22 protein-coding genes and 1 tRNA gene are annotated in these 26,146 nt (G+C 40.4%); 12 read left to right on the forward strand and 11 right to left on the reverse strand.

Features of this window, described 5'->3' with window-relative positions:
• Positions 1 to 190: 190 nt before the first annotated feature.
• Both V7K45_RS00005 and V7K45_RS00010 read right to left on the reverse strand, forming a co-directional pair.
• Positions 191 to 901 carry a GDYXXLXY domain-containing protein gene (locus V7K45_RS00005; RefSeq protein WP_334999167.1) on the reverse strand — a complete coding sequence of 237 codons (711 nt, stop codon included), beginning with the start codon at positions 899 to 901 and terminating at the stop codon, positions 191 to 193.
• A gap of 177 nt (positions 902 to 1,078) precedes the next feature.
• Entirely contained in the window at positions 1,079 to 2,497 is a 1,419-nt protein-coding gene (locus V7K45_RS00010; protein WP_334999169.1) for a DUF2157 domain-containing protein, read from the reverse strand.
• Positions 2,498 to 2,660: 163 nt separating this feature from the next.
• Here V7K45_RS00010 and V7K45_RS00015 point away from each other — a divergent pair, with 163 nt between their 5' ends.
• Positions 2,661 to 3,647, forward strand: coding sequence for an RsmB/NOP family class I SAM-dependent RNA methyltransferase (locus V7K45_RS00015; protein WP_334999171.1), 987 nt, complete (start codon positions 2,661 to 2,663; stop codon positions 3,645 to 3,647).
• A gap of 4 nt (positions 3,648 to 3,651) precedes the next feature.
• On the opposite strand, the gene V7K45_RS00020 is transcribed toward V7K45_RS00015, so the two are convergent.
• The 6 genes from V7K45_RS00020 to V7K45_RS00045 all read right to left on the reverse strand — a co-directional run bounded on the left by V7K45_RS00020 (position 3,652) and on the right by V7K45_RS00045 (position 12,377).
• On the reverse strand, positions 3,652 to 5,160 hold the full coding sequence (locus V7K45_RS00020; RefSeq protein WP_334999173.1) for a radical SAM/SPASM domain-containing protein: 1,509 nt from the start codon (positions 5,158 to 5,160) through the stop codon (positions 3,652 to 3,654).
• Positions 5,153 to 7,945: a tetratricopeptide repeat protein gene (locus tag V7K45_RS00025; RefSeq protein WP_334999175.1), complete on the reverse strand. Its 2,793-nt coding sequence runs from the start codon at positions 7,943 to 7,945 to the stop codon at positions 5,153 to 5,155. The genes V7K45_RS00020 and V7K45_RS00025 overlap by 8 nt, the downstream gene beginning before the upstream one ends.
• Positions 7,946 to 7,965: 20 nt before the next feature.
• A complete protein-coding gene (locus tag V7K45_RS00030) occupies positions 7,966 to 9,624 on the reverse strand; it encodes a hypothetical protein (protein WP_334999177.1) in 1,659 nt (552 codons plus the stop codon).
• A gap of 17 nt (positions 9,625 to 9,641) precedes the next feature.
• Positions 9,642 to 10,535, reverse strand: a complete 894-nt coding sequence (locus V7K45_RS00035; protein WP_334999179.1) for a trypsin-like peptidase domain-containing protein — start codon at positions 10,533 to 10,535, stop codon at positions 9,642 to 9,644.
• Between the two features lies 1 nt (position 10,536).
• Positions 10,537 to 10,878: a CU044_2847 family protein gene (locus V7K45_RS00040; protein WP_094352373.1), complete on the reverse strand. Its 342-nt coding sequence runs from the start codon at positions 10,876 to 10,878 to the stop codon at positions 10,537 to 10,539.
• Between the two features lie 1,253 nt (positions 10,879 to 12,131).
• Positions 12,132 to 12,377 carry a hypothetical protein gene (locus tag V7K45_RS00045; RefSeq protein ID WP_334999182.1) on the reverse strand — a complete coding sequence of 82 codons (246 nt, stop codon included), beginning with the start codon at positions 12,375 to 12,377 and terminating at the stop codon, positions 12,132 to 12,134.
• A gap of 230 nt (positions 12,378 to 12,607) precedes the next feature.
• Between V7K45_RS00045 and V7K45_RS00050 the strand changes: the two genes are divergently transcribed.
• Positions 12,608 to 14,584, forward strand: a complete 1,977-nt coding sequence (locus V7K45_RS00050) for an AMP-dependent synthetase/ligase (RefSeq protein ID WP_334999184.1) — start codon at positions 12,608 to 12,610, stop codon at positions 14,582 to 14,584.
• A 42-nt stretch (positions 14,585 to 14,626) separates the two neighbouring features.
• The gene (locus V7K45_RS00055; protein WP_012412623.1) at positions 14,627 to 15,076 is read left to right on the forward strand and encodes a YlqD family protein; all 450 of its coding nucleotides are present in this window, start codon (positions 14,627 to 14,629) and stop codon (positions 15,074 to 15,076) included.
• Between the two features lie 48 nt (positions 15,077 to 15,124).
• Here V7K45_RS00055 and V7K45_RS00060 read toward each other — a convergent pair whose 3' ends face one another.
• Entirely contained in the window at positions 15,125 to 15,646 is a 522-nt protein-coding gene (locus V7K45_RS00060; protein WP_334999186.1) for a hypothetical protein, read from the reverse strand.
• A gap of 526 nt (positions 15,647 to 16,172) precedes the next feature.
• Between V7K45_RS00060 and V7K45_RS00065 the strand changes: the two genes are divergently transcribed.
• Positions 16,173 to 17,474 carry a dihydrolipoamide acetyltransferase family protein gene (locus V7K45_RS00065; protein ID WP_334999188.1) on the forward strand — a complete coding sequence of 434 codons (1,302 nt, stop codon included), beginning with the start codon at positions 16,173 to 16,175 and terminating at the stop codon, positions 17,472 to 17,474.
• Between the two features lie 246 nt (positions 17,475 to 17,720).
• On the opposite strand, the gene V7K45_RS00070 is transcribed toward V7K45_RS00065, so the two are convergent.
• Entirely contained in the window at positions 17,721 to 18,902 is a 1,182-nt protein-coding gene (locus tag V7K45_RS00070; RefSeq protein WP_334999190.1) for an RtcB family protein, read from the reverse strand.
• Between the two features lie 373 nt (positions 18,903 to 19,275).
• Here V7K45_RS00070 and V7K45_RS00075 point away from each other — a divergent pair, with 373 nt between their 5' ends.
• The 3 genes from V7K45_RS00075 to V7K45_RS00085 all read left to right on the forward strand — a co-directional run bounded on the left by V7K45_RS00075 (position 19,276) and on the right by V7K45_RS00085 (position 21,026).
• Positions 19,276 to 20,163 carry a class I SAM-dependent methyltransferase gene (locus tag V7K45_RS00075; protein ID WP_334999192.1) on the forward strand — a complete coding sequence of 296 codons (888 nt, stop codon included), beginning with the start codon at positions 19,276 to 19,278 and terminating at the stop codon, positions 20,161 to 20,163.
• Entirely contained in the window at positions 20,160 to 20,888 is a 729-nt protein-coding gene (locus tag V7K45_RS00080) for an HAD family hydrolase (protein WP_334999194.1), read from the forward strand. Before V7K45_RS00075 ends, V7K45_RS00080 begins: the two co-directional genes overlap by 4 nt.
• 65 nt (positions 20,889 to 20,953) lie before the next feature.
• A tRNA-Ala gene (locus V7K45_RS00085) sits at positions 20,954 to 21,026 on the forward strand.
• Positions 21,027 to 21,292: 266 nt separating this feature from the next.
• Here V7K45_RS00085 and V7K45_RS00090 read toward each other — a convergent pair.
• Entirely contained in the window at positions 21,293 to 21,451 is a 159-nt protein-coding gene (locus V7K45_RS00090; RefSeq protein ID WP_334999196.1) for a hypothetical protein, read from the reverse strand.
• A 69-nt stretch (positions 21,452 to 21,520) separates the two neighbouring features.
• On the opposite strand from V7K45_RS00090, the gene V7K45_RS00095 reads away from it, so the two are divergent.
• The 5 genes from V7K45_RS00095 (at position 21,521) to V7K45_RS00115 (ending at position 26,138) form a co-directional block, all read left to right on the forward strand.
• Positions 21,521 to 22,231, forward strand: coding sequence for a class I SAM-dependent methyltransferase (locus V7K45_RS00095; protein ID WP_334999198.1), 711 nt, complete (start codon positions 21,521 to 21,523; stop codon positions 22,229 to 22,231).
• A gap of 386 nt (positions 22,232 to 22,617) precedes the next feature.
• Complete coding sequence (locus V7K45_RS00100) at positions 22,618 to 23,013, forward strand: hypothetical protein (protein ID WP_334999200.1); 396 nt, start codon at positions 22,618 to 22,620, stop codon at positions 23,011 to 23,013.
• 803 nt (positions 23,014 to 23,816) lie between these two features.
• A complete protein-coding gene (locus tag V7K45_RS00105) occupies positions 23,817 to 24,254 on the forward strand; it encodes an Hsp20/alpha crystallin family protein (RefSeq protein WP_334999202.1) in 438 nt (145 codons plus the stop codon).
• Positions 24,255 to 24,496: 242 nt separating this feature from the next.
• Positions 24,497 to 24,799 carry an AAA family ATPase gene (locus V7K45_RS00110; protein ID WP_334999204.1) on the forward strand — a complete coding sequence of 101 codons (303 nt, stop codon included), beginning with the start codon at positions 24,497 to 24,499 and terminating at the stop codon, positions 24,797 to 24,799.
• A 31-nt stretch (positions 24,800 to 24,830) separates the two neighbouring features.
• A complete protein-coding gene (locus V7K45_RS00115; RefSeq protein ID WP_334999206.1) occupies positions 24,831 to 26,138 on the forward strand; it encodes a recombinase family protein in 1,308 nt (435 codons plus the stop codon).
• Positions 26,139 to 26,146: the final 8 nt, after the last annotated feature.

A 26,146-nucleotide genomic window follows, 5' to 3' on the forward strand; every position in this document is an offset into this window, starting at 1 on the left:
TAATGAAAAATCTTTGAGATGCTCCACACGCTGATTTTCATTCTTGGGACAATGCTTACTTTACAAGATTTTCAGCCTTAACTGAACCGTATTGATTTATAAATGACAAACAGAAAATTCTGAGCGCCGACTTCCGACACTCAGAATTTTAAAGACAAACCTTGCATGTTTACACGCTTTGCCTAACAGCTTAAAAACGATAGTTGCGATCGCGCACCCACATACTAACTGGTACTGCTTTACCTTGTGGATCTACTTTCGCCTTGACCACAATTGGTGGTACTTGTCCTCTGCGGGCGCGTTGGGCCTGTAAGTCGTTCCGAATTTGCTGCCGTTGGTTTTCTGGGATGTAATATGTTTCTAAGCCATAGTTAACAGAGCCATCCTGATAAACACCTTTTAAGGCTACTTGGTTAGCTCTAAGAGTTGTGGGGCGATCGCTACTTACTCGTAACGGTCTCCAAGCTCTCGGAACACCGCGCCCAGTAGAGAATTGCTCTTGCAAAGTCACGTAGATATTGGTTCCTTCAGGCAATCTTCTGCCACTTCCACGACCTCTGCTGACTAATGTTTGCCAGCCAGGTAATCTGCTCAAATTTGAGGTACGGGAGATGTTGTAATCTAAGGCTAAAGTGTTACCTTCGATCGCATTGTTAGGGTCTACAGGTACGGTTTGCAAAATCACCGTCTTACCTGTTACGTCTGTATAAACTGCTTGGGCTGGTACTGCCATAATTAGCCCTGTTTGCAGCGCCAGGGGAGCAAGTAACCGCCAAAAAGGTAAGGGCTTATTCGATTTTTGTTCAGTAGCAATCAAGTAATCCCGAAAAGTCACCTTACTGGAAAATTCGGCTTCAGGAGACAAGGGTTTATTCTTAGATTCAGAAGAAGTATTAGTCATGAGCGTAGTCCTAAAAAGCAGAGGTCTTGAAGAGGTTAAAAGTAACGAGATTAGGACTAACGCAGAGAAACTTTAAAAACTTTGACGCACAGAGATTTTTAGTTAGGAGTTAAGAGTTAGGAGTTAGGAATTATTCAATTCCTGAATTCTGACTCCTGAATTCTTTCATTTTTTGCACTACTTTTTACTTGTAGAGCTACCACCAGGTAGGCGGCGTTCAAACCAGAGTCCAGCGCTAATTAAAGCAGAACCGCATAGGACATAGACTAGCGACTTAAAAAGTAAGTCGGTGTCGTACTCCTGCACGCGACTGATAATTTGCAGTGTTACTAACAGCATACCGCCCCAAAAGGAACTTCTGTTGCTTAATTTCAATCCTTCTTGAATTAGTCCCCAGGCTAATGTTGCAAGAAGTACATTGAAAATAAAAATGCCAAGTTCATCAATCCGGCTGATAGTTTGATGCCAAAAAGGTACTATTGCAATAAAGACGAGAAATGTACTAATGACAGCAGTTGTGAAAATCACTTCGCGGCGCGGAGGATTATTTCTTTGGCGCAGTAAAAACAACCATTGTAAAACCGCCAAGCCGCTGAGAATTCCCAAATCGATAATCGGCAGAGACTCGAATAAGTTTGTCAAATTCGTTGGCTGATTATAAGTATAATCTGGAGATTCCCAGACCCAACGAAAAGACAAAACGTAAAAGACGATGCCAAAGCTTAACAACGCTAAATTACGGGCTAGAGATTGAAACAATCTGTAATTTATGGTTGGAAAGAGTAAATCATCATAACTCCAGAATAATGCAGGTGGCAGTGTAAAAGCAAAAGATGCCACCCAAGGGGCTATATCAGCATAATTCAGCAGTGGCAGTGGATTAAGGTTAGCTTGTAAGGAACTAGCAAAAACAAAAGCTGCTAGACCAAAAATCCAACGGGATCGACAGAAGTAGGCTAAGGGTACAAATACCAGCCATGCCAACAAAGGCATATGCTGTACTACTAGCCGCGACCAAGTTAACTCTCCTGTTGCGTACCATAAGTCTTCTAGTCCAGTCCAGTAGCCGATTTCCACGAGGACAATTGACAGAATTCCTAAAGAATTTAAGGACAAACTGAAGGCCATGACCACAACACCGAATCCCCAAGCGAGAAACAGTTGGGAAGCTGAACCGATGATATTGAACATCTGGGCCATCAGCAGTAAATTTGCACCGAAGATGAAGGCACTTAAAATTAGCAACCCCTCTCCTAGTAGGCGTTTGCTTCGTTCTGGCTTCTTCCCTTCAGGTGGCCTCCAGGTGTAAAATCCAGTGATGGCGATCGCAAAAAACAAACTCATCATCAGAATAATTTTGATTTCTCGCGATCCTCCTTGCCAGTTTCCTGATACAAAGGTAATTATGCCTAAGCATAAAAGTATGCTACCGATAGCGATCGCGATCGCTTTATTGCGATCGCGTGCAGCAGCTTCCAGGTTTTTAAATTGATAACGTTCTGCTATCTGCTCATACTGCGAAGAACTAATTAATCCTTCATCCCTCCATAGTTGTGCTTGTTTGCGTAATTTTTCCTGAAAACTATCTAAAAACATGACCTTCTCCGGTGCAGTGGGGTAGCTTGGCCATTGCGATCCCAATGGCGGTCATTATATTTTGAGTATGAAGCCAAAAGCCTTAATTACATTGTTCTTGTGTAACAGTTTTATTTTGATTCAGATACAACGTACTTCTATTAATTCCTAATTCATAATCTTGATGGAAAAACCTTCTAATTTATTACTTAAAGTCTCGCGGCGTTTGTTCGCCAATGTAGACGAGCAAGAAAAATTTATTGAGGCTTTAATGAATCCTCAGCCTTTTTCACCTAGTATTCTTTGGTGTCAAGAAAAGCCAGATATTTCGCCTTTGGCAGTGGAAACACCAACCTCTTGGCAACCACAATTTATAGACCGCTTATCTCTGGGAGAAAAACCTGGTAAGCATCCCTTGCATGAAAAAGGATATTTCTATTGTTTAGATTTTTCTTCAGTGTTTGCAGCTACTACTTTGTTAGCTATTCCTGAGTCAGTGCGTTTAGTTTTTGATATGTGTGCCGCACCAGGAGGTAAAAGTATCTTCGCTTGGAGAGCTTTAAAACCTGAATTACTCATCAGTAATGAAGTAATTGGCAAACGTCTGGGAATGCTAATTTCTAATTTGAAGCGTTGCCAGGTTAGCCCTAGCGCGGTGGTTAATCGAGATTCGAGCATATTTGCCGAAATGTTTTCCGGCTCTAGCAATCTAGTCATCGTAGATGCTCCGTGTACTGGACAATCTTTACTTGCCAAAGGTGAAAAAGCACCTGGATGTTTTCACCCGACTGCTATTAACAAGAGTGCAAATCGGCAAAAACGCATTATAGCTAACTCTGCTAAAATTGTTTCACAGCAAGGCTATCTGGCTTATATGACTTGCACATATTCGCCCGAAGAGAATGAGCAAGTTTGTGAATGGTTTTTGGAGAGATTTCCTCAGTTTAAAGCGATAGAAATTAGTAATTTAACCAAATATCAATCGCATTTAACGACGATGCCTTGTTATCGGATATTTCCTCAAGATAGGTTAGGTGCTGGTGCGTTTACAGTCCTGTTTAAAAATACTAATGAGGATGAAGATCAGCCTAAAGAAGCGGATTTAAATACAATATCTTCTCTATATATCTACCAAAATCTGAAAAATTCAAATTCTCTCATGTCCGTATAATTAGTTATGACTTAGTTGGGGAATTATATTTGATTAAGCGTAACCCTTCTAGTCTAAGAGCTTCAGGATAGAGAGCTTTGTAAATATTGCAATTTGGAGATTGAATATCGTAACGACCTGTAGCTTTAAATGTTGCTAGAGAACAACCACCCGTACACCAATATTTCCACTCACATGTACGACAGCCTTCTTTTTCTTCAACTGACAAATTCTGAATACCTGCTTTATCTTGTCGCACAAGAGTTAAAGGATCTTGAGTTTTAGAGGCAGATATAGTTTTATGTAACTGCATCTGGCATTTAGCAATTTGCCCTTTGTAATCAAATACGAGATAGCTTTGCCCAACTCCACAAGTTCGTTTATGAGGAGATGCTAAATTAGCACGATCGATCAATGAACCTAGTAAACTCCGATTAGGTAATTTCAATTCGATAACTTTGAATGCTGCCAACATTCCCTCAATTAAGCGAGATTCTTCTAGTTGCAAGTCTTCATAGGAAGCTGACAGTTCGTTTTCTCGGTAGAAATTTAAACTAAAGGGCAGATTATATTCTAATATCCATTCCAGAAGATCGGGCAATCCTTCTGCATTCCGCCCACTAACTGTTATGGAGATATCTGGAATAATACCATTTTTCAAGGCAATTTTAATACCTCGTTCCACATCTTGAAACGATCCCTTTCCGCTTGTATAAGAACGTTGAATATCATGGAAATTTGATAATCCATCTAGTGAAATCATTAGACGCAGATTCAATATTTTTAGCATCTCAATAATTTCAGGCGTAATCAATGTTCCATTACTGAGAACCACTCCATCTAATATAATGTCTGTTTCTTTGCTAAGGGATTGAGCGTACAAATGGAGATCCTTAATTAAAGGAGAGCAGAGTAATGCCTCTCCTCCTGCATATTTCAGTTTGACACGGCGGTAATTATTTAAGGTTGCAGAGCTAAATGTAGATTCAATAGCTGCTTTACCTATATCGATTGACATATCTTTCGCTTCGTGCGGAAGATAGCAATAGTCACATCTTAAGTTACAGCGATCGGTGATATGCAACCATGCTGTTAAAGTTTCTGGTATTTCATTTAAGTTAAATGATGAATAATTATTGGGTGCAATTAAACGTGCTTGATATAGTTCCTGAATAGCTTCTTGTAAATTTATTGGATCAATCTCAGAATGCTCTATTGCAATATCATCTAATTTATGAGGATTTGTAAATTGTTCGAGCAAAAATATCGCTGATTGATTCAGAACTGCTACTTGATGATAAGTACCAAAACAGATAGAATAAGTATCATCTAAATTCATAATTTGCGAGTTAGGAACTCTCACAAACTCTGTCTCAAACATCCCCAGAGATAATCGGATATCTAAGCTTAATTTTGTTAAAGGGGATAAGTCACAGGCACAATCCCCTCCATCACAATCGCATTGCCCAGTTGGTAGATAAGTAGAATTAAGAGAAACTAAAATTTGGGGTCGATCAATTTTTTTACTAAGCATGAGAAGATGGCTGTTTTGTGGCACGTATTCTAGTCAAAAACATTTGTTGATCGCACCATTCCTTGAGAGCTTTATGATCTTTCCACTGAGATTTTAGTTGTTGAATCAGAGTTTTAGAAAGTTCTATAGGCAACCGTTCAATTTTCTTTTGGAGCAGATTTAGCTCATGTTTGATCGAATACGGGCCGAAACCTCCATGTTGAAAGATTTGGGGTATTCCTTGAGCATATTTACTAAAAGCAAAATTGTAGTTAGCTTGTTGAAATGCAACATCACCTTCTATGCGTAACATGCGGCCAAAGTATAGTGTATGGATATTTTGATATGATTGGAAGCGATCGCTAAGTTCTTGTGCATAATCGGAAATATGCTCGTAGGCTTTTGCATAATAATCAAACTCTGCTTTACCTACCAGGCTATCGATGGCATACCGCATGTCATTGTACTCTAAACTAGTCTGATAAGAGCGATCGTTGAGTTTTAAAGCTTGGTTTTGTAGCGTGCGATCGCCTGTTTGAAACCCAAGATGCCAATAGACACTAGCAATTTGGTGCAAAATTCCAGGTAATTCCTCTTCAAGTCCATATTTCTCTGCCAATTTCAGGCTTTTTTCTAAAGCATTTTGAGCAAGACTTAGCACATTAAGATCCCACTGCACCTGTGTCACATCCCAAACAGCTTCATTTACTACCTCAGCACTAAACCACTGATTTAAGCCTAACTGAAAATATGCCCTACACAATATTTGATTATCGTTTTCTTCATTGTCACAACGACTTAACGCTCGTTCAAGTAGCTGTTGAGCTTTAACATAATTACCATTATCTACCAAAATAGTAGCAGAGGCAATTTCGGCGTTGGCTATTTCGCGTTCACTCTCAACACTCGACCACATATCAATAGCAGCCTTAAAACATTGTTCAGCCTTGACATAATCTTTTTGTTGTCCGTACAAAAATCCCAAATTATTCTGAATGCTAGCCATAACTTGAGTTAAGCCTTTGTCAGGAGTATCAATTTCCATAGCAGCCTCCCAACCTAGTTTGTAATATTTCTCAGCTTCCTGAAAGTTGTTGAGTTGTCGATGCAGATAACCAACTAAGTTAGCCACAGCAGGAATAGCGTATGATAGCTTTTTGCCTTGAACTAGGGATAAACACTCTTGCTGATATTTTAAAGCTTCTTCATAAAGGTGTAACTTGGTATTTAGCATTCCTAAGACATTGTAAATATCCGCTTGATGAGAAGAATTAGAAGATTGAGTGGATAGCATTCCCTCCAGCTTTACTAGTTCATTTTCTTTTGTACTCTTATCTTTAAGAGCGTGAACAATCTTTGATTCAAAAATAATCAGTTTGAATTTTTGATCCGAATTTACTTCTGTTTCAAACTGTTTGGCAATTGCCAACAATTGATTTACAAAGCCAAATTTTTTCGATTGGCGACGTATCCTATCAGTAACTTCGTGCCAAGTTTCAAACCCGATTATCGGATCGGCATATAAAGCATTCCAGAGCCATCGCGTAGTATTGAATTCTCGCAGTTGCTTAACTTCTTCAATCATAAACTCGATATTAGCAACTTTATGAGAATCATCAGAGTAACGTTGAACCTCCAATATCCTTTTTTGTGGCCCTAAATCGTAATCTTTTTGCTCGAAATATTTGGCAGCAATCCGACTATCTCGTTTTCTCCATTCCAAATCGGGGTCAATATCTGCCCATACATATTTCTCAACTAAGTCTCGCACAATATCATGTAATGATATTTGAGAACCACCGATTACTGGTTTGATAAAAAAGTAGCTTTGTGCATCAATAAATAATCTTTGAGCATCTTCTGTAGATAATTCTAATAAATTAGCAATATCAGAGCTATCTAATGGGTAAATACGTGAAAGTAATAGAGTTAACCGATCCATTGATGTCCGAAGCTGCGTAATATGCCGAACCATCTCAGCTTCAAATCCACCAGTTTTTCCTAACCTGCTGGGAATAGTTTCTATATCTTCGCTCTCTAACCAATCTGGTATGACTTCCCGATAAGCATACTCTACTCCAAATTCAATCATGATCGGGCTACCACCAGAAAGAACTATGATCTTTTTAACCAATTCTTGTCCGAGAGTAAAGTGAAGTTGTTCCTCCTTGCAACGAATGTATGTTTGTACATCTTCATGGGTAAATTCATTTAATTCCAAATAAGTTAATTCTTCTTCTTGGAATGATTCTTGTAGAATTTCATGAGCAATACTAGGACGACCTGCTAAAATAAATACGGCATTCTCTAGTTGATGGCATAAATTGCCAATACACTCCCAAACTTGCTCTCTGACATCTGCTTGTCCTAACTTCTCAACCGTATCAATTAGAAATACTAATCTCTGTTGGCTGGATTTTCGATTAATTTCATCGACCAAGAACTTTTCAAGTTGTCTGCGTTCTTGTTCGTATGCAATTTGACTGAGGCGGTTTTCATCTTCTCGGAGTTGTCGTAACCGCAGCAACCATTCTTTATATGTATAGTCGTATAATTGTTTGGCGATTTGAGTGTATAAATCTTCTGCATCATTAAAAACAGGGATATCGCAATCAATAATTTCACTTGTGCCAATTTGAACTTGGTTTAGACGGGATTTTAATGCATGAAGCAACCAAGTTTTGCCAATTCCACCTCTACCTTCTATTAAAACTACACGCAGTTTATTAGAATCCTGCACAAGGGAAATAATTCGATTTAGATGTTCTGCACGACCAACAAACTCTAATTTATTTAGTTCAGACATAATATACTCCTATTTAATTGTTAGTTATTTTGAATGGCTTCATCAAGCTTCTGAATTAAATCTCGATAGGGTGCGTCATTATATTCATCATTGTGTAGATAGTAATTGACAAGAAACTGAAATTCCCAGTCATTTTCTACTTCAGATTTAAGCGTATAAATAAATTCATGGAATTGCTCTCGATCTGTATCGCGAAATATTCCCAGAGTTTCCTCAACGGTTTTATCAAAGAAATCATTACGGAGTTCTTGTCGATAAGCCAGACTATTTGGGCCATAATTGATAAATCCAGCGTGTTTCTGAAGACTTTGAAAAAAATACTGCATAGACCAAGTCCCCGCAACAGCAGAATTATTCTTTGATTTCAGTTCGTGAATATATTCCCAACAGATTTGAGCCGCTTCACTACAAAGCTCTTGAAAGTTATCAGGTGAGGTTTCTCGGAGCAGACCAATAACTAACAGCCGCCGTGTCATCCCATCTTTAATAATCGTTTTATCACGAGTAAAAATAGATGTCTTTGTCAATTCAGCATTTAATTTAAAACTATCGTCACTGAAAGGTAACTTAAATCTCCGAACAGCTTCCTTTAATATCCAAGTCCCATTGAGTATAGGAAATATACTCAACTTTTCAATAGATTCGTAGAGATGATTATTTTCTTTTGTCAAGCTTTCTTTAATCTGATCTCTACACTTTTTGAGGTTTTTTTCCCATAATTGGTTGCCATAACTATTTAAAAGCCAACTAACTGTGTAACAACCATCTCGATAAACTTTTAGTGCTTCCGCAATTCCCCCTGGATGTCCACCAGTTAAATACAGTAAGTGTCCTGCTAGTAAAGCAAGACTTTCAGAAGTCATCTCTATAGGCTTGAGATATTTTGTTGCTGTATCCTGAATTACTTCCCAGTTAAAAGGAGAGAGTATTAGTTTAGGAAAAGTCCGATCTAATGGAAGATCGATCAGACAACGAGCTGCAATTACAACTCGAAGTCTCCGCGAATTATCTTTAAAGAACTGTAATTCTTTTAAACATTTTTCAATTCTCCAGGCAAATTCCTTAAAGTCATTAAAAAGTTCATTTAAACGTTGCTTTTGTGGAGCAGAGCCATCCAGATCGATTAGCAACACAATACCTTTTTTGCCCTGTGATTGCCATCTAGCCCAATTTCTATGCAATAGTGAGCCTAAACGTTCTCCCCAAGTTAAATCATGTCCTTCAGGGAGCGTAAGTTGCAGAGAATTTGCTAATCGTTTTTCTAAGTTTTCAATAGTTTCATAACCAGAGATGGGAGCGTAAGCACAACACCATTGCAATTCTTGAAACCGTCCCAGTATTTGCTTGAGAAATTCTGTTTTTCCATAACCTTCAGGTGCTGTCACTAGACGATAAGGAGGAGAATTAATTGCTGTAATTTCATTAATCGCAGCATCGCGATTAGTAAATGGAATATTATCAGATTCAACTTGCACTAAAGATTGTTGATTTAGCTGATTTAACTCTGATTCGATTTTGTACATTTCCTCGAATTTATCATCAACTTGCCGTTGTAATTTATTTTTCTCTACATCATTATTCGTCCGAGCCATTTGCTTACTGAGACTTTCAACCTCAGTTTTTAAGTTGGCTATTAACTGTTCTAGATAGTTCTTTCGTAAATCTACAGAGATGCTCATTTTATTTAGGTATTAAATTAATGGTTTATAGTATTAAGTTCGGTTTCTACTCGCTCTAGTTCTTGTAATATGCTATCAATTTGGCGTTGAATGATATTGCGATCGCTCGCACTAAGTGTATAGTTAAGTTGATTGTAAGCCGCCTCATAATCACTACTGAGAACGTCAAAACGTTGTTGCAAAGTTTTGATTTTGAGTTGTTGAACTCTACTAGGAATATTCTGGATATGTGCATTTGAGAAAACAGACAAGCCTATTTCATCCCATGCTTCAATCAATACATACGCAGGAATCATAAAAGCAGTTTTAATATCTTCTCGCCGCTTCTCTGCCGCGACTGCCATTCCAACCACTCCTACAAGAGTTTCATCCCATATCGGCGCACCACTAAAACCCGGTTCTATTCTGTAGCCAGTTACTTTATTGTCTTCTAGTTGCACCCATCCCTTTCCTTGTCCATCTCGCAACACGCCTGTGGCCCAAACGCCATCATTATGTCCGTTGGGAAAACCGAATATGCGGAAAGGATGCTGCCAAATATTGTTAGCTCTTATTAGTTGGATAGCTTGGGTTTCTTTAGGCAACTGCCCTTCGATTTGCAACCCGGCAATATCTTCAGGCTCAGAGGTTGATGCATTACTGACAACGGGTTGCCAAAAAACAACTTTAGCTTTTAGTTGTTGTCCTGATGCAATTAAGGGAAAATCTAAAAAAATATCATTATTAGGAGCTTCAACTATATCTTCTGGTAAAGATAGAGCTGAAGTAACAACGTGAGCGCACGTCAAAATATAATTTCGAGTTTGCCCAGAGACTAAAAAACCTACACCAACTACCGCACCATTGGCATGAAAAATCCGGGCGATCGCTGACCTAAAAGTTTGAATATAATTATCTGTAGTCGCTACCATACTATGCCTTGTCTTGCTTCCATTTCAAGGTAATTTCGTAGTTAGCCTCACCACTTACAGAGGTAAAAATTGCACCCGCCGCCGCATTTAACTTAATACCAAACTTAACCTCTACCTCATTGGCAGGTGTATTAAGCTGACTCAGTTTGGTGATAATTGCTGAAGCGACAGGTTGTATTTGATCTAATACATCTTCAAATTTCTTTTTAGCTTCAACTACCATTTGCCCTGTATCTGGTCTAGCAACACGTACAAGAGCATTGCTATTTTCTGGTTCATCAACTTCAGCTAAAAACTTCGTGCCATCTTTGAGAGAAAACTCTGCGATCTGTTTCTGATTCATAGTGAAACCTGTGATTTGGAACTAATAGTTTAATGTGTTGACCATCAAAAGAGTTTGCCGAAAATTTTGTAATCTTATTTTCATTTAATGGTTAACTCGTTAAATACTTCTCTAGCAATTCTTTACTTTTTTCTCCCATTTCATTAAGCTTTTGCCCATACTCTCCCCACGCATCATTTATTGATTGACATCTGACTAGTAGTTCGCCAAGTGAACTTGGTGGGGTAAAGGGTAAGGGGGAAGATGGGGTCCCCTCTGGGGATAAGGGGCGGGGGGAAGGGGTTTAAATCCCTTAACCTTTCCCCTTTTCCCTTTACCCAGTCCTCACTTAGCATTTTTGGGTTGGCAGACTACTAGAATCTGTCTAATTAATTTTGCGGGGTTGCGAAATCCCCGACTTATTCCAGAAGTCGAGGATCTCGTATCCCTTATCTATCAGAATCAATAACATGAACTCTAGTAATCCATTAAGCTAACTTTGCCTGCTACGTAGTAAACACTTAAGTGATTAACGCAGGACTAAGGTCTTGACTACAAACTGATTTACCCAGCATCTTTGACTTGGTAGCCTACTAGAAATTTGTGAATTTTCTAAATAAACTGGCCAACTTCCTGCTGCTTGGGCATTACAGGCTGCTTGACTGTCATGTAATAGATTTAATAATTGTTATATTAGTTATATATGTAGCTTTAGTTCAATTAGTAATTATACTGACTAAGCTGGAAAATTTCTTGAATCTAACTAAGTAGGCAAGAATAATACAACCTATATTACATAATGTAAATTTAATTAAACTTTTTTGTAGTAACGCTATGTAAACCCTGAAAATCCTAATACCTTCGATCGATGCGCACCCTATGGCTATTGACCGACATTCCTTGATGATACAAGCCCCTAGATTCATCTATGGAGTTAATCTAAAATCTAAAATCTAAAATTCCCAAGCCTGGGGTCAATCCAAAATCCAAAATCTAAAATTCAAAATTGTCTGACTCATGCCATGTCTGGCTAGTATTTGATCCTGAAGCAGATTGCTGTGAGTTTACTAAAGAGCTTACTACAGAGACAAGTTTAACTATGAATATGGACGTAGTTTAGGAATCCTTGCAGGAGTTACTAACAAAAATATCCCCGACTTTTTCAATAAGTCGGGGATTTCAAGCTGTCGAAATGAGAATGAATATGTGTTGCAGAATTAATTGAATTGCTGGTTTTCGGAAGTGCCAAGGAATTTTTCCTGACGAATAATCCATCAATTGGGAGAACAATTGGCACAAAAATCAGGACTGAATTTACAGTATTGGCTACCTGTCAATTGGTAAGCTGTACAATAAGGAAAACTTGTAAGTTGAATTTTGGCTGCTTGTAATTTGGAACCATTCGCCAATGTTTCAGTAAGTTTGGTTTTATCAGCCAAAAGGATAGCTAAAAGCTTCGGTAACGCTATGCAAGCAGCAATATTGAGCAACGTTAGCATTATGGCGTCGATAAAATTCATAGGTAATCATCTCCTGTGAAACATAGGCGATTGCTGTTTTTAGATGCAAACACAATCCATTGCTTGCACTCTATGTAAATTAACTTTAACATAAATTTTTGTAAATATAAACGTGGAATTCCTGGAATGATCGTACACAGAAGGGTATGTGGATAATAAGGTTGGTTATTGTAGCGGAATAACAAAATAAGCTGGAAAATAATCAGTTTAAAATCTTTAAGTAAGGTGTTATGTCAACAACCAAAACCGCGTCTTCTTTTTTATCTAATATCAGCGAGCGAGAACGGCAGGCATTAAAGCGGTTGGTAGATTACACAAATGTGGAATCGCTACCAGAAATTTGGCCTTTGGCAGCTCAACGATTTGGTGATGTTGTCGCTCTCCGCAATCCTCACGCTAAACCAGAAGTAGTGATTACTTATACCCAGTTGGCAGAGCAAATGCAACTATTTGCTGCTGGGTTACAAGCGTTAGGAGTAAAGGTAGGCGATCGCATTTCCCTAATTGCTGACAATAGTCCTCGGTGGTTTATTGCCGATCAAGGCATCATGACTGCTGGAGGCGTTGACGCGGTGCGTAGTTCCCAAGCCGAAAAAGAAGAATTGCTGTTTATTATCGCGAATAGCGGCAGTACAGCGATCGTCGTTGAAGATTTAAAAACACTTAAAAAACTCCAAGACCGCCTCAAAGATTTACCCATTCAAGTAGTCATCTTACTTTCCGATGAAGCACCACCAACAGACGAAACCCTAAAGGTACTCAACTTTTCGCAGTTGCTCGAAATCGGTAAAAATCATAATTTTCTGCCAGCCAAGCAAAATCGTGGCGCTTTGGCAACTCTAATTTATACCTCTGGCACTACGGGTAAACCCAAGGGTGTAATGCTGTCTTATAGTAACTTGATGCACCAAGTGATAACTTTTGGCACAGTATTGCAACCAAACGTGGGTGATATAGTTCTCAGTATTTTGCCTTCGTGGCACAGCTATGAACGAACTGTTGAATATTACCTACTATCTCAAGGTTGTACGCAAGTTTATACCAACTTGCGCTCTGTAAAAGGGGATTTGAGACAATTTAAACCCAATTACATGGTCGGTGTACCCCGCCTGTGGGAGTCGATTTATGAAGGAGTGCAAAAGCAGTTCCGCGAACAACCAGCCAACAAGCAACGCCTAATTAAATTTTTATTGGGCATTAGCGACAAATATATCAAAGCCCAGCGAACTGCTCAGGGATTGGATTTAAATAATCTTCATGCTTCAGCCGCCGAACGATTAGCAGCTAAGATCCAAGCATCAGCTCTATTACCCCTCCATGCCTTGGGAGAACGACTGGTTTACGCCAAAGTTCGGGAAGCCACAGGGGGACAAGTTAAGCAGATGATTAGCGGTGGCGGTGCGCTTCCCAGACACATAGATAATTTCTTTGAAATTATTGGCGTGCAGATTTTACAAGGCTATGGCTTGACAGAAACTTCTCCTGTCACCCATGTACGGCGTCCTTGGCGGAATTTGATTGGCGCATCAGGGCTACCACTCCCGGCTACAGAAGCTAAAATCGTCGATCCTGAGACAAAAGCGCCTTTACCAATAGAGAAGCGAGGCTTAGTATTGTTGAGAGGCCCGCAGATTATGCAAGGCTATTACCAAAATCCCGAAGCGACAGCGAAAGCAATTGACGCTGAGGGTTGGTTTGATAGCGGCGATTTGGGTTGGCTGACACCACAAGATGACTTAGTGCTGACTGGCAGGTCTAAAGATACGATTGTATTGACTAACGGGGAAAACATCGAGCCACAGCCGATTGAAGATGCGTGTTTGCGATCGCCATACATCGATCAAATTATGCTCATCGGTCAAGATCGGCGCAGCCTGGGAGCCTTAATTGTCCCCAATGTCGAAGCCATAGAAAAATGGGCAGCAAGTCAAAATCTAACGCTGGATACGCTGGGCGATCGGGTGACTTCCTCAGATAGTCAAAAAATTGACTTGGAGAGTAGAATGATCCAGGATTTATTTCGCCAAGAATTGAATCGGGAAGTCCAAAATCGTCCAGGCTATCGACCGGATGACCGCATCGGAACGTTTAAACTCATCCTGGAACCGTTTTCCATCGAAAATGGCTTGATGACACAAACACTAAAAGTTCGCCGACATGTCGTCACGGAACGCTATCGCGATATTATTGACGGCATGTTTGCCTGATCATTCCACCTGCTAACTGTAAAGAGTGAACGTGAAATATTTATGGATGTCTCCAAATCTAATTTGCTTCTGAAACGTGTCGTTAACGTCAAAGTTATTGTGACTCCCCTTTGGAAAGAGGAAGTACAACAGCAGCTGCAAACCCAGATCAATCAACTCGATCAGCAATTGCAACAGCTAGACGTTGAAGGACAAAGAGCGATCGCGGCAATTCAAAAGCAGAGTCTGCAACCACCTGGTCCCCAGACTCTCCAACAAATTGACAATATCCAACTCCAAGTCAATCAAAAGAAAAGTGAATTTTTAGAGCAGAAAAATCAGTTGCTGCAAAACCTCCAGCAAGTGCAATTTCTCCAGCAAGATCAAGAAGTCAACCAATTCCAAATGGAAGGCTTTTTCCGGGTGGAAATCGGTGATAACCTGATTAGCAAAATGCAAGTCGAAATCGTTCTGCGCGATGGCGTTGTAGAAGAAATTCGCGGGGACATTTAAATTTGTCATTAGTCATTTGTCATTTGTTTTGCGAGCAAAGACCAATGACTAATGACAGATGTGATTTAACTTAGTATGAGAGCGGCTCCCAGCCCAACATTCTACCTGGGAGCCAGCCCAAACAATTTGCCACACTGGAGGTGAGCTAATAAAAAGCGATCGCCCAAAGGTTGTCATCTTTGCTCGATATTTAACCGTCCCAACTGAATTATTACCCCGCTTGATTTGCGTAATCGTCACTAACGCCTGATTTGGTTGCGGATAAACTACCTCTATCTTTCGCGTTCCTCCCACTGCTATCTCCTCAAAAGCATTCAGGGCGAGGGTAGTAGGATTACTGCCTTGGAGAGATGAGTTAAGTTTTTCTAAAGGTATAGTTTGATAATCGGAACGCTCTGAGAATGCTGCAACTTCCTGAGACTGATGTATTCCTCCCATGTGCTGGGTTTGCTCATCACTAGTCTCAACAATCGGTGCAGATTGCTGGTGCTGAATAATATAAACTCCAGCACCAGCCGTGGCAGAGATACTTAATATCACAATCAAAAAGAATTTCAGCTTTGCCGACATAAAAGTAAACAGGAATTTCAAATAGGTTTATTACCAATTTTGAATTCTAGATTGAACTACATCCCATATCCTCTATCCGTGAGAAGCTCGTGTATCTTAAGTAGTGGTTATGAGAAATATTAAATAGCAATCCCATTTAATCTGTGAGAAACTCGTGGTGGTTTTTGCAAGTCAATGACTAAAACAAGATCGAGATATTGGCTAACCATAGAGGATAGCTCTGTATTATAGACCTCTAAGCTATATTTAGGTTCCTAGTAGTCTGCCAACCCAAAAATGTGCTTGTGAGGGCTGGGGAAAGGGTAAAGGGAAAAGGGTAAGGGATTTAAAACCTTTCCCCCTTACCCTTTACCCTGCAAAGTTTCTTTGGCGAGCTACTAGAGTCATTAGTGAATAACCAATGCCCAATTCCCAATTCACAATGCCCAACCTAAAATATAAACAGTCTAAAACCCTCCCATCAAGATACAATTCGATCTGATAAAAACTGTTAAAGTCCATAAACCATTGATTTCCAAACCACCCTATGAGCATTCACGAAGTATTTATGCCGGCGCTGAGTTCCACCATGACGGAAGGCAAAATCGTCTCTTGGGTGAAATCGCCTGGGGACAAAGTGGAAAAAGGCGAAACAGTGGTGGTTGTAGAGTCAGATAAGGCAGATATGGATGTAGAAACCTTTTATGAGGGATTTCTTGCCCATATCATAGTTGAAGCTGGTGAAACTGCCCCAGTAGGATCTGCGATCGCCTTCATCGCTGAAACGGAAGCTGAAATTGAACAGGCCAAATCTCTTGCCAATTCTGGCAGCGCGGCTGCTACTCCAACCTCTTCCCCTGAACCAGTTGCTGCCACAGCCTCAGCCGCAACACCTGCCTTAGCGTCTCAAAACGGGTCTAACCACAAAGAAGGAAGGCTTGTAGCTTCACCCCGTGCCCGCAAGTTAGCCAAAGAACTCAAAGTTGATTTAACTACACTTCAAGGTAGTGGCCCCCACGGACGCATTGTCGCCGAAGATATAGAAGCATTGTCTAACAAGGGCAAGCAACCTGCACCTACCCCAGTTGCTCCACCCGCACCTGTACCAACCAGCGCCCCAGTTGCACCCCCAGCACCTCGGACACCAGCACCCGCACCCGTGGCGGCGGCTGTTCCTGGTCAAACCGTGCCTTTAACTACCTTCCAAAATGCCGTAGTGCGGAACATGGTAGCTACCATATCCGTGCCCGTCTTCCGTGTCGGTTATACAATTACCACTGATGGGTTAGACAAACTTTATAAACAAATTAAATCCAAAGGCGTGACAATGACAGCGCTACTGGCGAAAGCTGTAGCAGTGACATTGCAAAAACACCCATTGTTAAATGCTAGCTACTCAGACCAGGGTATTGTTTATCATTCTGATATCAACATTTCTGTAGCTGTGGCGATGGATGATGGCGGATTAATTACACCTGTGCTGCAAAATGCCGACGCAGTGGATATATATTCTCTGTCGCGTACTTGGAAGTCTTTGGTAGAACGTGCCAGGGCAAAACAACTACAGCCCCAAGAGTACAACAGTGGTACTTTCACCCTGTCCAATTTGGGGATGTTTGGCGTGGATAAATTTGATGCGATTTTGCCGCCTGGACAAGGTTCAATTTTAGCGATCGGGGCATCCCGCCCGCAAGTAGTAGCAACACCCGACGGTTTATTTGGCGTGCGCCAACAAATGCAAGTAAATATTACTTCTGACCACCGGATTATTTATGGTGCCCATGCTGCGGCGTTCTTGCAAGATTTAGCAAAATTGATTGAGACAAATCCTCAATCTTTGACACTGTAGTTTTGAAAAAACACCAAATTTAAATGTTAGCGCTATTAACGAGCAGCAGTTTGTCGTAAAGTAGCGCTAACAACAAACAATACTTAAACTTAAATTTTGATGGACAAACTATGTGGCGATATCACGTCTCTACATAAATTTATCGCTTAAAACAATCATTTCTTCCTCAGCGTACCTCAGCGCTTACCTCAGCGTCCCTTTGCGTTTAAAAAAATAAAAAAGGTGGGCATTACCCACCCGACAAACTTATCCCTTCACACAAAGAACTTGCTTGAGAGTCGCTACAACCTCAACCAAATCCGCTTGATTTGCCATAACTTGTTCTATCGGCTTATAAGCACCAGGAATTTCATCTAACACACCCTCATCTTTGCGGCATTCTACACCATTTGTTTGCTCGATCAAATCATCAAGTGTATAGACATTTTTTGCCTTATTTCTAGACATCAAACGCCCTGCACCATGAGAACAAGAACAGAAGCTGTGGGCATTACCTTTACCCTTAACGATGAAAGACTTTGCCCCCATCGAACCAGGAATAATCCCATAATCTTCAGTCTGGGCGCGGACTGCACCCTTACGAGTAACGTACACATCCTCATCAAAATGCACTTCTTTTTCGGCGTAATTGTGATGACAATTAACCTGCAATAAAGGTTTAGTTGCCTTCCCACCTGCCAGATGCTTCTCAACGATGTGCTTAAAACGCGCCATCATCACATCGCGGTTGACACGCGCATAGTTTTGTGACCATTGTAAATCGTGCCAATATGCTTGGAATTCTGGCGTACCAGCGACAAAGTGAGCTAAATCTGGGTCAGGTAATTTATTACCTGCCATTTTTGCTAATTCTCTGGCTGTGTGAATATGACACTGGGCGAGTTTATTGCCAATGTTACGCGACCCAGAATGCAGCATCAGCCAAACTTGATTCTCTGTATCGAGGCACACTTCAATAAAGTGATTTCCTCCACCGAGAGAACCCATCTGTTTCATTGCTTTACCTTGTAGGTCTTGCACGCCGCGATGCAAGTCTTTAAAATCATCCCAGTGTTGCCAATTGCTGACGGATTTTTCAACGTCTTTGTTTTCGTTGAATCCAGTCGGAATTGCTGCTTCAATATCCAAGCGAATTTTCTTGAGTTTACCTTCTAGTTGTTCGGCGGTAAATGCTGTTTTAATAGCGCTCATACCGCAACCAATATCTACACCCACAGCTGCGGGTATAATTGCCTCTTTGGTTGCAATTACAGAACCCACTAAAGCACCTTTTCCTAAGTGAACATCTGGCATTAATGCCACGTGCTTAAATACAAACGGTAATGATGCCACATTCTTGGCCATCTTGGTTTCTTCTGGCCCCAAAGAATGATTTGCCCAAGATAAGACGGGTGCTGGTGTGGTAATTTCTAATTTTTCGTAGGGCATATTTTTTTCTATTTTGGATTTTAAATTTTAGATTTTGGTGAGGCAGTGCGGTCTTGGGGGTTTCCCCCATGAGCAACTGCTGAACCCGTAGGGATTTGGTATAGGGCAGTGACACTTATCGGTATGACATATAACCCATTACCTAGTTAGTTGTAGCAATTTATATGTTGTATTGTCTTTCATTTAGCTCCTTGAATTTTCGTGAAGCTGAAGAACTACTTTTAGGAGTTATATCTTTGTATTATAAATGTAACACTATTGATTACAGTCGTCAATCTATCACCACAGGGAGAAAGCAAATGTTTTCCCAATGTATTAAAATTTGTAAAGGAAATCACTGTATTTAAATAACTCCTTAAACTTCCGACACAATATGGCAGTGCGTCAAGATACAATCTGGGAACGTTTTTTATCCCCTGTAGTGCGTCTTTTGATTGATGAAGATGGGTTACGGCGTTACGCTGATAGTATTGATTGGGAGAAAGAGAGCGATCGCTATCGACGAGATGATGTCATAATTCCGTCGTACTACAGTAATCAAAACTTTCACGGGATTGCTGGCGGATATCTCAATTCCGATGCAGCAGTTACTTACGATCCGATTACTCAATACGTTCTACCGCCTAATGAAGGTATTGTCCGTCAAGCTTTAGTTGATGCTGTCCAAGTGAAACCACGACGCATACTCGATTTAGGCTGCGGTACTGGTTCCACTACTTTAATGTTAAAACAAGCTTTCCCGGATGCGGAAGTTATTGGTTTGGACTTATCACCCTATATGTTGGTAAGGGCGGAAGATAAAGCTAGAAATGCTGGCTTGGAGATCCTTTGGCGACATGGAAATGCTGAAAAAACTGGTTTGAGGGATGCAACATTTGACTTAGTAACAGCTTCTTTGCTATTCCACGAAACACCAGATGCGGTGTCTCTAGCAATTCTGCGAGAAAGCTTCCGGTTGCTGGTAACTGGAGGACAAGCATTAATTCTAGATGGGAATCAGAAGACTTTGCGTCAGTTAGAATGGCTCAATGATGTTTTTGAGGAGCCATATATTCGTGAATATGCTGCTAGTAGTACAGAAGCGAATATGGGTGCAGCCGGATTTGAAGCAGTGCGATCGCAGGATGTATGGTGGATAAATCAGGTAACTAGCGGCATAAAACCAATAGCAACCGAAAATGTCCGTCATTATACTCCCACATCAGTAGATAATAATGATTTGGAGGGACTTGGTTCTCCAGCGTTTGGCATAATGGCATGAGTTTAAAGGCAGTTCTCTTTGATTTTAATGGTGTCATCATTAACGATGAGCCAATCCACCTGCAACTGATCGATGAAATTCTCATTGAAGAAAATCTCCAACCCCAAAAGGTGAGCGAGCGTCAAGCTTCTTTAGGACGCAGCGATCGCGCTTGTTTTCAGCAGCTACTCGCTAATCGTGGTAGAGTAGCCAATGAAAACTATTTAACTCAGTTGCTGTACCGCAAAGCCCAAGCTTATACGGTGGAACTAGAGAAAATAAAGAAACTGCCTTTATATCCAGGTGTAGAAGACTTAATATTTCAGGTGCGATCGCGCAATCTGAAACTAGGATTAGTTAGTGGCGCGATTCGCACAGAAATAGAACTGGTACTCAATCGCGCTAAACTAGCTGAATATTTTAAAATTATTGTCGCGGGTGATGACATCACTACCAGTAAACCAGAACCCGATGGTTATCTACTAGCGGTAAAACGCCTAAATAAAGAATATCCCGAATTGAATCTCCAACCACAAGAGTGTCTGGCAATTGAAGATACTCCAGCAGGTATCGAAGCGGCGAAGCGATCGCAAATGCAAGTTGTTGGTGTAGCGAATACTTACCCATTCCACATGCTTCAGCGCTGCTGTAACTGGACTGTTGATTATCTCAGTGATTTGGAACTCGAACGGGTGCAAAAAGTTTATTCTCAAAAACAGCCTCAACCATCGGTAACAGAATGTTAGAATAATCTATGGTGATAATGTTTTGAGTTAATGAGTAATATTACTCTTGACTTAGCACCAATTAAGGGGAATTAGCTCAGTTGGTAGAGTGCTGCGATCGCACCGCAGAGGTCATCGGTTCGAATCCGTTATTCTCCATGTGTACATTAAATAATTATTGTCACTTTTAAATAATTAATGTCCATTTTTTCCAAGTTCAGGGGCATAAGTTACGTAGTTATGCGGCTTTCAGCAATTAAATCAGTTTTAAAGAATTATTGTCCAGAGTTGAAACCAGTTTTAAAGAATTATTGTCCAAAATCAGCCTGTAAAACTCGGCTAAATATATGGTTGCTAATTTAATTTATTACAGCCAGTCCAAGGCTCTTGAATTACAAGAGTAGCTTTAAAGCCCTTTCTTTGCTCTAATTAAAAAAATCTACTACCTCTTGTTTTGCTCTTTTCACCCAAACAGAGGCTTCGCTACTATATACCTGCGTTTCTACGGCTCCATACTTCTGCCAACGCAATTTTAACTGCGACAAATCCTTGCCTGATAGTGTAATAGAGTAAACCGTAGGCATCGCTTTTCCTCATCTACAATACTTAGGGTATTCCGAAGTTTTGCACAATTGTTAGTAATGTCAGTTTTTATGTTTGAACAGCAACCTGAAGATTTACGATTTTATGTTAAACAGTTAGCTACCGAAGCTGTACAAAAATCAGAACCATCGGCATGGTTTGAAGTGTTATATACCGAAGCTAAAGGTGATACAGCAAAAATTCCTTGGGCAAAGTTAACTCCTCACCCTTATCTACAAGATTGGTTGACGAACCATCAACCGTTCGCTTCTGGGCAAAAGGCGCTAATCATTGGTTGCGGCTTGGGAGATGATGCCGAAGCTTTAGCTCATCTGGGATTTGAAGTAACTGCCTTTGATATTTCACCGACAGCGATCGCTTGGTGTCAAGAGCGATTTCCAGATTCGATTGTCAACTATGTAGTTGCAGATTTGTTAGCAATTCCCTCACAATGGCATCAAGCTTTTGATTTTGTTTTTGAATGTCGTAATATTCAAGCTTTGCCGTTGAATGTGCGTTCTTGGGTTATTTCTTCAGTTACTTCCTTTGTTGCTCCTAGTGGCACACTTTTACTAATTACTCGTGTTCGAGATACAGAAGTTGAACCTTCTGGTCCACCTTGGCCATTATCAGACTCAGAATTAGCACAGTTTGAAAATGTGGGATTAGAGCAAGTAGAAAAACTCGTATTTTTAGAATCTGAGCTTGACGTTAAGCAAGTACGGATTGAATATCAAAGGCATAATTATTTGACAGATTTAAATTATACAGATAAAACCTAATTCCTTACTCTGTGAGGATTTCACCGAATCTCAAAAAACTTTCATTCTCTGTGCATAAAAACTAAAAGTCGTCGTAGAGAATGGCAGTACAGAGATAGGGAACTAAAACTTACGTAATTATTTGTATATGCATTTAATTAAAAAAGCATAAAAATATGCTATCGACAAAAGTCATTCCATCCTCATTCTGACGTTTTTGTATTGATGATCGACAAATACTCGCTCAATTGACTCCTAAAAAAGGGGCAACTTTCAGCGGTGATTTTACTTACACCTTCTGTAATTGGACTAATACCCTCTTTCCATTTCTCTTTAACCAATAAAATAATTTCATTCCGCTATTATCAGACCTTTCCATTAAAGATAACTTTGATTGAGTTAAATCCATGAAAGACGCAAATTTGAATCTCTATGAAGAACTAAGCGATCAAACTACGGAAAAAATAAGCGGAGGTGCTACCTACACATTCAAAAACAGGAATGTCGGTCCAGATATAAAGTTCACTGTTCTCGGAGCATGTGGAAAGGTAATACAAGCAGGTACACTACAACCATTCTGGTCATCGGGAGATACAGTAACACTAAACATTCCCGAACAAAAAGTAACTGTCTTATATGATTCTGATTCTTCAAACGCCGGAGTCTCTCCGAGGCAAATTGAAACTACTCCTGGAGAAAGCTTTTTTTACAACTTTCTTACCTTTGCAGGTTTTGAAGTTGTAGCACTATCTACACCAGAAGACGGCATTTCCTTTAATTCCCCAACACTACCTATAGGGTGACAACCAATGAAATAGAACTGATACCAATACTGCTCGGTTAAGCATTTTTAAGTCGGAATTGGATTTGGGAAAAAGGTTAAAGGGTAAAGGTTAAAGGTTTTTTCTTTCCCTTTTCCCCTTCCCCTTTTCCCCTTAACCGACAAGTATTGGAACTGATACCTGCCACAAGTGTACTAGGCTATTGACTCTGTACCCTTTAGCCCACAAGATTTTATGCAAAATCTGTGTTTTTTGTTTTGGCGTAACAATTGGTGTTGCAGGCACTTTCACACAAGCAGAAACCAGCACAAATAATTTTTTGGAAAACTCTCGAAAAATAGCCAAAGTCAACAGCTTACCTTACTACTCCGTAGCGTCTTGTGTGACTACGGGGTTTTTAATTAGTGGTGTGTTCGAGATATTAATCCCACCAACGATATCCTTCATCACTCTTGTAAAGCTGCTACCAAGTTTATTGCATACTTGATTGTTTTTGGTTGTGGGAGATAATCTACTGGTTTGTAATTACTAGCGATCATCTTGGTGGAACCTAATCAGCTAAACCTATTCTTAAGCCTCCACTCAACAGCAGATTAAGTAGTTGATTATTATTGGTCTTAATAGTTGTTATTCTGGTTTACCGAACTGATAAATTCCGGTAAGCCGTAATTTTTTTAGGTCTAATTAAGTACGGTAATCATCATTTGATGAGGTGATAATTACCGAATTCACAGGAGTTGGAACCATACTTATTATGAATACATAAGCACAAAATCAAGTGCAACAACGATTAAACAATAGCTGAATTTTTCCGAGAAAGAGTTATGGTACTAGTCCGTTACAACCCCTGGCAAGAATTGAACGCTTTAGAACGTCACATCAACGGCTTATTTGGAGATACCAGAGTACCATCTGCACGGCTTAAAAAAGGCTTTGTCAGAGTTCCGGCTGCTGAGTTACACGAAACCGATGATGCGATTCATCTCAAGCTAGAGCTGCCAGGACTGGAAGCTAAAGACTTAGATATTCAAGTCACCCAAGACGCTGTTCACATTAGCGGTGAGCGCAAGTCTGAAACTAAAACCCAAGACAATGGTATTACCAAGAGCGAATTTTACTATGGCAAGTTCCAACGTGTAATTCCTCTATCTGCTAGGGTTCAAAATACCAATGTCACCGCAGATTATAAAGACGGTATCTTGAATTTGACACTGCCTAAGTCCGAGGAAGAAAAGAATAAAGTTGTCAAGGTTAATCTATAACAACTTGCTGCATAAGTGCGAAACTTCTCACCTCCAATAGTTGATTGAGATAGCTAAAAGCCCAGTTAGAGATGACTGGGCTTTTTTGTGTCCAGTATTGTAGGTTCACTGCTAGTAAATTTGGTTAGTAATGCGATCGCAAACAGGTATTGACATCAAAAATCTATCCTTTACCTATCCCAATAGCAATCAGCCTACTGTGCGCGAGAATGTTGTTTTTGGGGATTTACTTAAAATAAAAGATGATGACGCAATTATGGAAGCGATGCCTGCGACTTTCTCCAGCCGAACTAGTCATCTTTGACGAACCAACAGCAAACCTCGATCCGAAAACAGAACATGAGATTTACAATATTTTGCGTAACCTGGCGAAGGGAAGAATAGCCGTTGTAGTTAGCCATCGCCTCGCTTTGGCAAAACTAGCAGATCGATTAGTAGTACTAGAACACGGTCAAATTATCGAGGTAGGCTCTCATGACGAACTCATGGCACTAGGCGGACAGTATCACTTGATGTTTTGTCGTCAAGCTAGTAGTTATAACTAATACCATTTCTTTGTGAGGCTGCGCTAAAGCTTTGAAAATAATTGCCTACTCTTACACCGATCCGCTATTAGAATCTTCTCCCGATCGAGCCGATTGGGGATGGGAGGTGGATCGGGTTTATGAAGATTTGGGCAAGCCAGACTCTTCTGAACGATCGCAATTACAACAATTATTCAAAGATTGCCAAACTGAACCAGCAGATTATCTCCTGATTCGTCGGTTGGAAGAATTGGGAGATACTGTAGAGGAAATTAGCGATCGCCTCAATCAACTCCAAGTTATGGGAATCGCAGTAATCGCCACCGAACAACCCTACACTTCCGAAAGTTACCCTCTGGGCGCTGACTTGCTGAATTTGCTACACGCAATCCAACGTCAGCAACGTAGCCGTCGCATCCGTCAAGGACACGCCCGTAATCGTCTTGAGGTTGCACCGCCACCCGGAAAAGTTCCCTACGGCTATCGCAGAGGTAAGGGAAAATATACCATTGACCGCAGTACATCACCAGTAGTCAAAGATTTTTTTGAACATTTTTTACTTTATGGTTCCTTGCGGGGTTCAGTGCGTTACTTGGCGAAAAAATACGGCAAGAAAATCTCTGTCACCACAGGAAGACGCTGGCTGACTAATCCAGTCTATCGCGGCAATACAGCTTACCAAAATGGTGAAATTATCTCCAATACCCATATTCCAATAATTTCTAAGGAAGAAGCAGCCCAAGTTGACCGACTTTTACGCCGTAACAGCCGTTTACCATCCCGAACTGCTAGTGCGCCGCGTTCTTTAGCTGGGTTGGTTGTCTGTGCTGAGTGTCAGTCGCATCTGACAGTTACCCGTGTTACCCAACGCAACCAAGATAAAGAGTATCTTTATTTACGTTCTACTAGCTGTCCCCAAAGCCCCAAGTGTAAGGCTATTCCCTACCAAGAGGTGTTGGAACATACCATTGAAACCGTTTGCCGTGATTTACCTCTGGCGGTAGCAGGAATGAATTTTCCCCAGTTGGATGCATTCAAGAACAGTTTAGGGCAAGCGATCGCTCGTCAGCAAGAAATACTTGCTCAGTTACCCGCTTTAATTGAAACTGGAATTTTAGATGCCGAAACAGCAAAGTTAAGGGCTTACAAACTCCGCACAGAAATTTCTGCGCTCGAAGCAAAGTTGGCAATTCTCCCTCCAGTTAACTTGCGTTCTGTTGCTCAAGCTGTTTCTATACCACAATTTTGGTTAGATTTGTCGGAAACAGAACGAAGATTTTACTTTCGAGAATTTATTAGACAAATTGAGATTGTTTGTCAGAATAAAGAATTAAAACTCCAAGTTATTTTTATTTTTTGATTTCATTG

Origin of the sequence: Nostoc sp., from assembly GCF_036917375.1 — a bacterium.
Taxonomy (GTDB): domain Bacteria; phylum Cyanobacteriota; class Cyanobacteriia; order Cyanobacteriales; family Nostocaceae; genus Nostoc.

Coding starts and splice junctions, on each gene's coding strand:
- V7K45_RS00050 (WP_334999184.1), top strand. CDS start 12,608: ATGTCAACAACCAAAACCGCGTCTTCTTTTTTATCTAATATCAGCGAG.
- V7K45_RS00060 (WP_334999186.1), bottom strand. CDS start 15,646: ATGTCGGCAAAGCTGAAATTCTTTTTGATTGTGATATTAAGTATCTCT.
- V7K45_RS00105 (WP_334999202.1), top strand. CDS start 23,817: ATGGTACTAGTCCGTTACAACCCCTGGCAAGAATTGAACGCTTTAGAA.
- V7K45_RS00035 (WP_334999179.1), bottom strand. CDS start 10,535: ATGGTAGCGACTACAGATAATTATATTCAAACTTTTAGGTCAGCGATC.
- V7K45_RS00100 (WP_334999200.1), top strand. CDS start 22,618: ATGAAAGACGCAAATTTGAATCTCTATGAAGAACTAAGCGATCAAACT.
- V7K45_RS00055 (WP_012412623.1), top strand. CDS start 14,627: ATGGATGTCTCCAAATCTAATTTGCTTCTGAAACGTGTCGTTAACGTC.
- V7K45_RS00040 (WP_094352373.1), bottom strand. CDS start 10,878: ATGAATCAGAAACAGATCGCAGAGTTTTCTCTCAAAGATGGCACGAAG.
- V7K45_RS00010 (WP_334999169.1), bottom strand. CDS start 2,497: ATGTTTTTAGATAGTTTTCAGGAAAAATTACGCAAACAAGCACAACTA.
- V7K45_RS00090 (WP_334999196.1), bottom strand. CDS start 21,451: ATGCCTACGGTTTACTCTATTACACTATCAGGCAAGGATTTGTCGCAG.
- V7K45_RS00025 (WP_334999175.1), bottom strand. CDS start 7,945: ATGTCTGAACTAAATAAATTAGAGTTTGTTGGTCGTGCAGAACATCTA.
- V7K45_RS00075 (WP_334999192.1), top strand. CDS start 19,276: ATGGCAGTGCGTCAAGATACAATCTGGGAACGTTTTTTATCCCCTGTA.
- V7K45_RS00095 (WP_334999198.1), top strand. CDS start 21,521: ATGTTTGAACAGCAACCTGAAGATTTACGATTTTATGTTAAACAGTTA.
- V7K45_RS00005 (WP_334999167.1), bottom strand. CDS start 901: ATGACTAATACTTCTTCTGAATCTAAGAATAAACCCTTGTCTCCTGAA.
- V7K45_RS00030 (WP_334999177.1), bottom strand. CDS start 9,624: ATGAGCATCTCTGTAGATTTACGAAAGAACTATCTAGAACAGTTAATA.
- V7K45_RS00065 (WP_334999188.1), top strand. CDS start 16,173: ATGAGCATTCACGAAGTATTTATGCCGGCGCTGAGTTCCACCATGACG.
- V7K45_RS00070 (WP_334999190.1), bottom strand. CDS start 18,902: ATGCCCTACGAAAAATTAGAAATTACCACACCAGCACCCGTCTTATCT.
- V7K45_RS00020 (WP_334999173.1), bottom strand. CDS start 5,160: ATGCTTAGTAAAAAAATTGATCGACCCCAAATTTTAGTTTCTCTTAAT.
- V7K45_RS00015 (WP_334999171.1), top strand. CDS start 2,661: ATGGAAAAACCTTCTAATTTATTACTTAAAGTCTCGCGGCGTTTGTTC.
- V7K45_RS00080 (WP_334999194.1), top strand. CDS start 20,160: ATGAGTTTAAAGGCAGTTCTCTTTGATTTTAATGGTGTCATCATTAAC.
- V7K45_RS00110 (WP_334999204.1), top strand. CDS start 24,497: ATGATGACGCAATTATGGAAGCGATGCCTGCGACTTTCTCCAGCCGAA.
- V7K45_RS00045 (WP_334999182.1), bottom strand. CDS start 12,377: ATGAATTTTATCGACGCCATAATGCTAACGTTGCTCAATATTGCTGCT.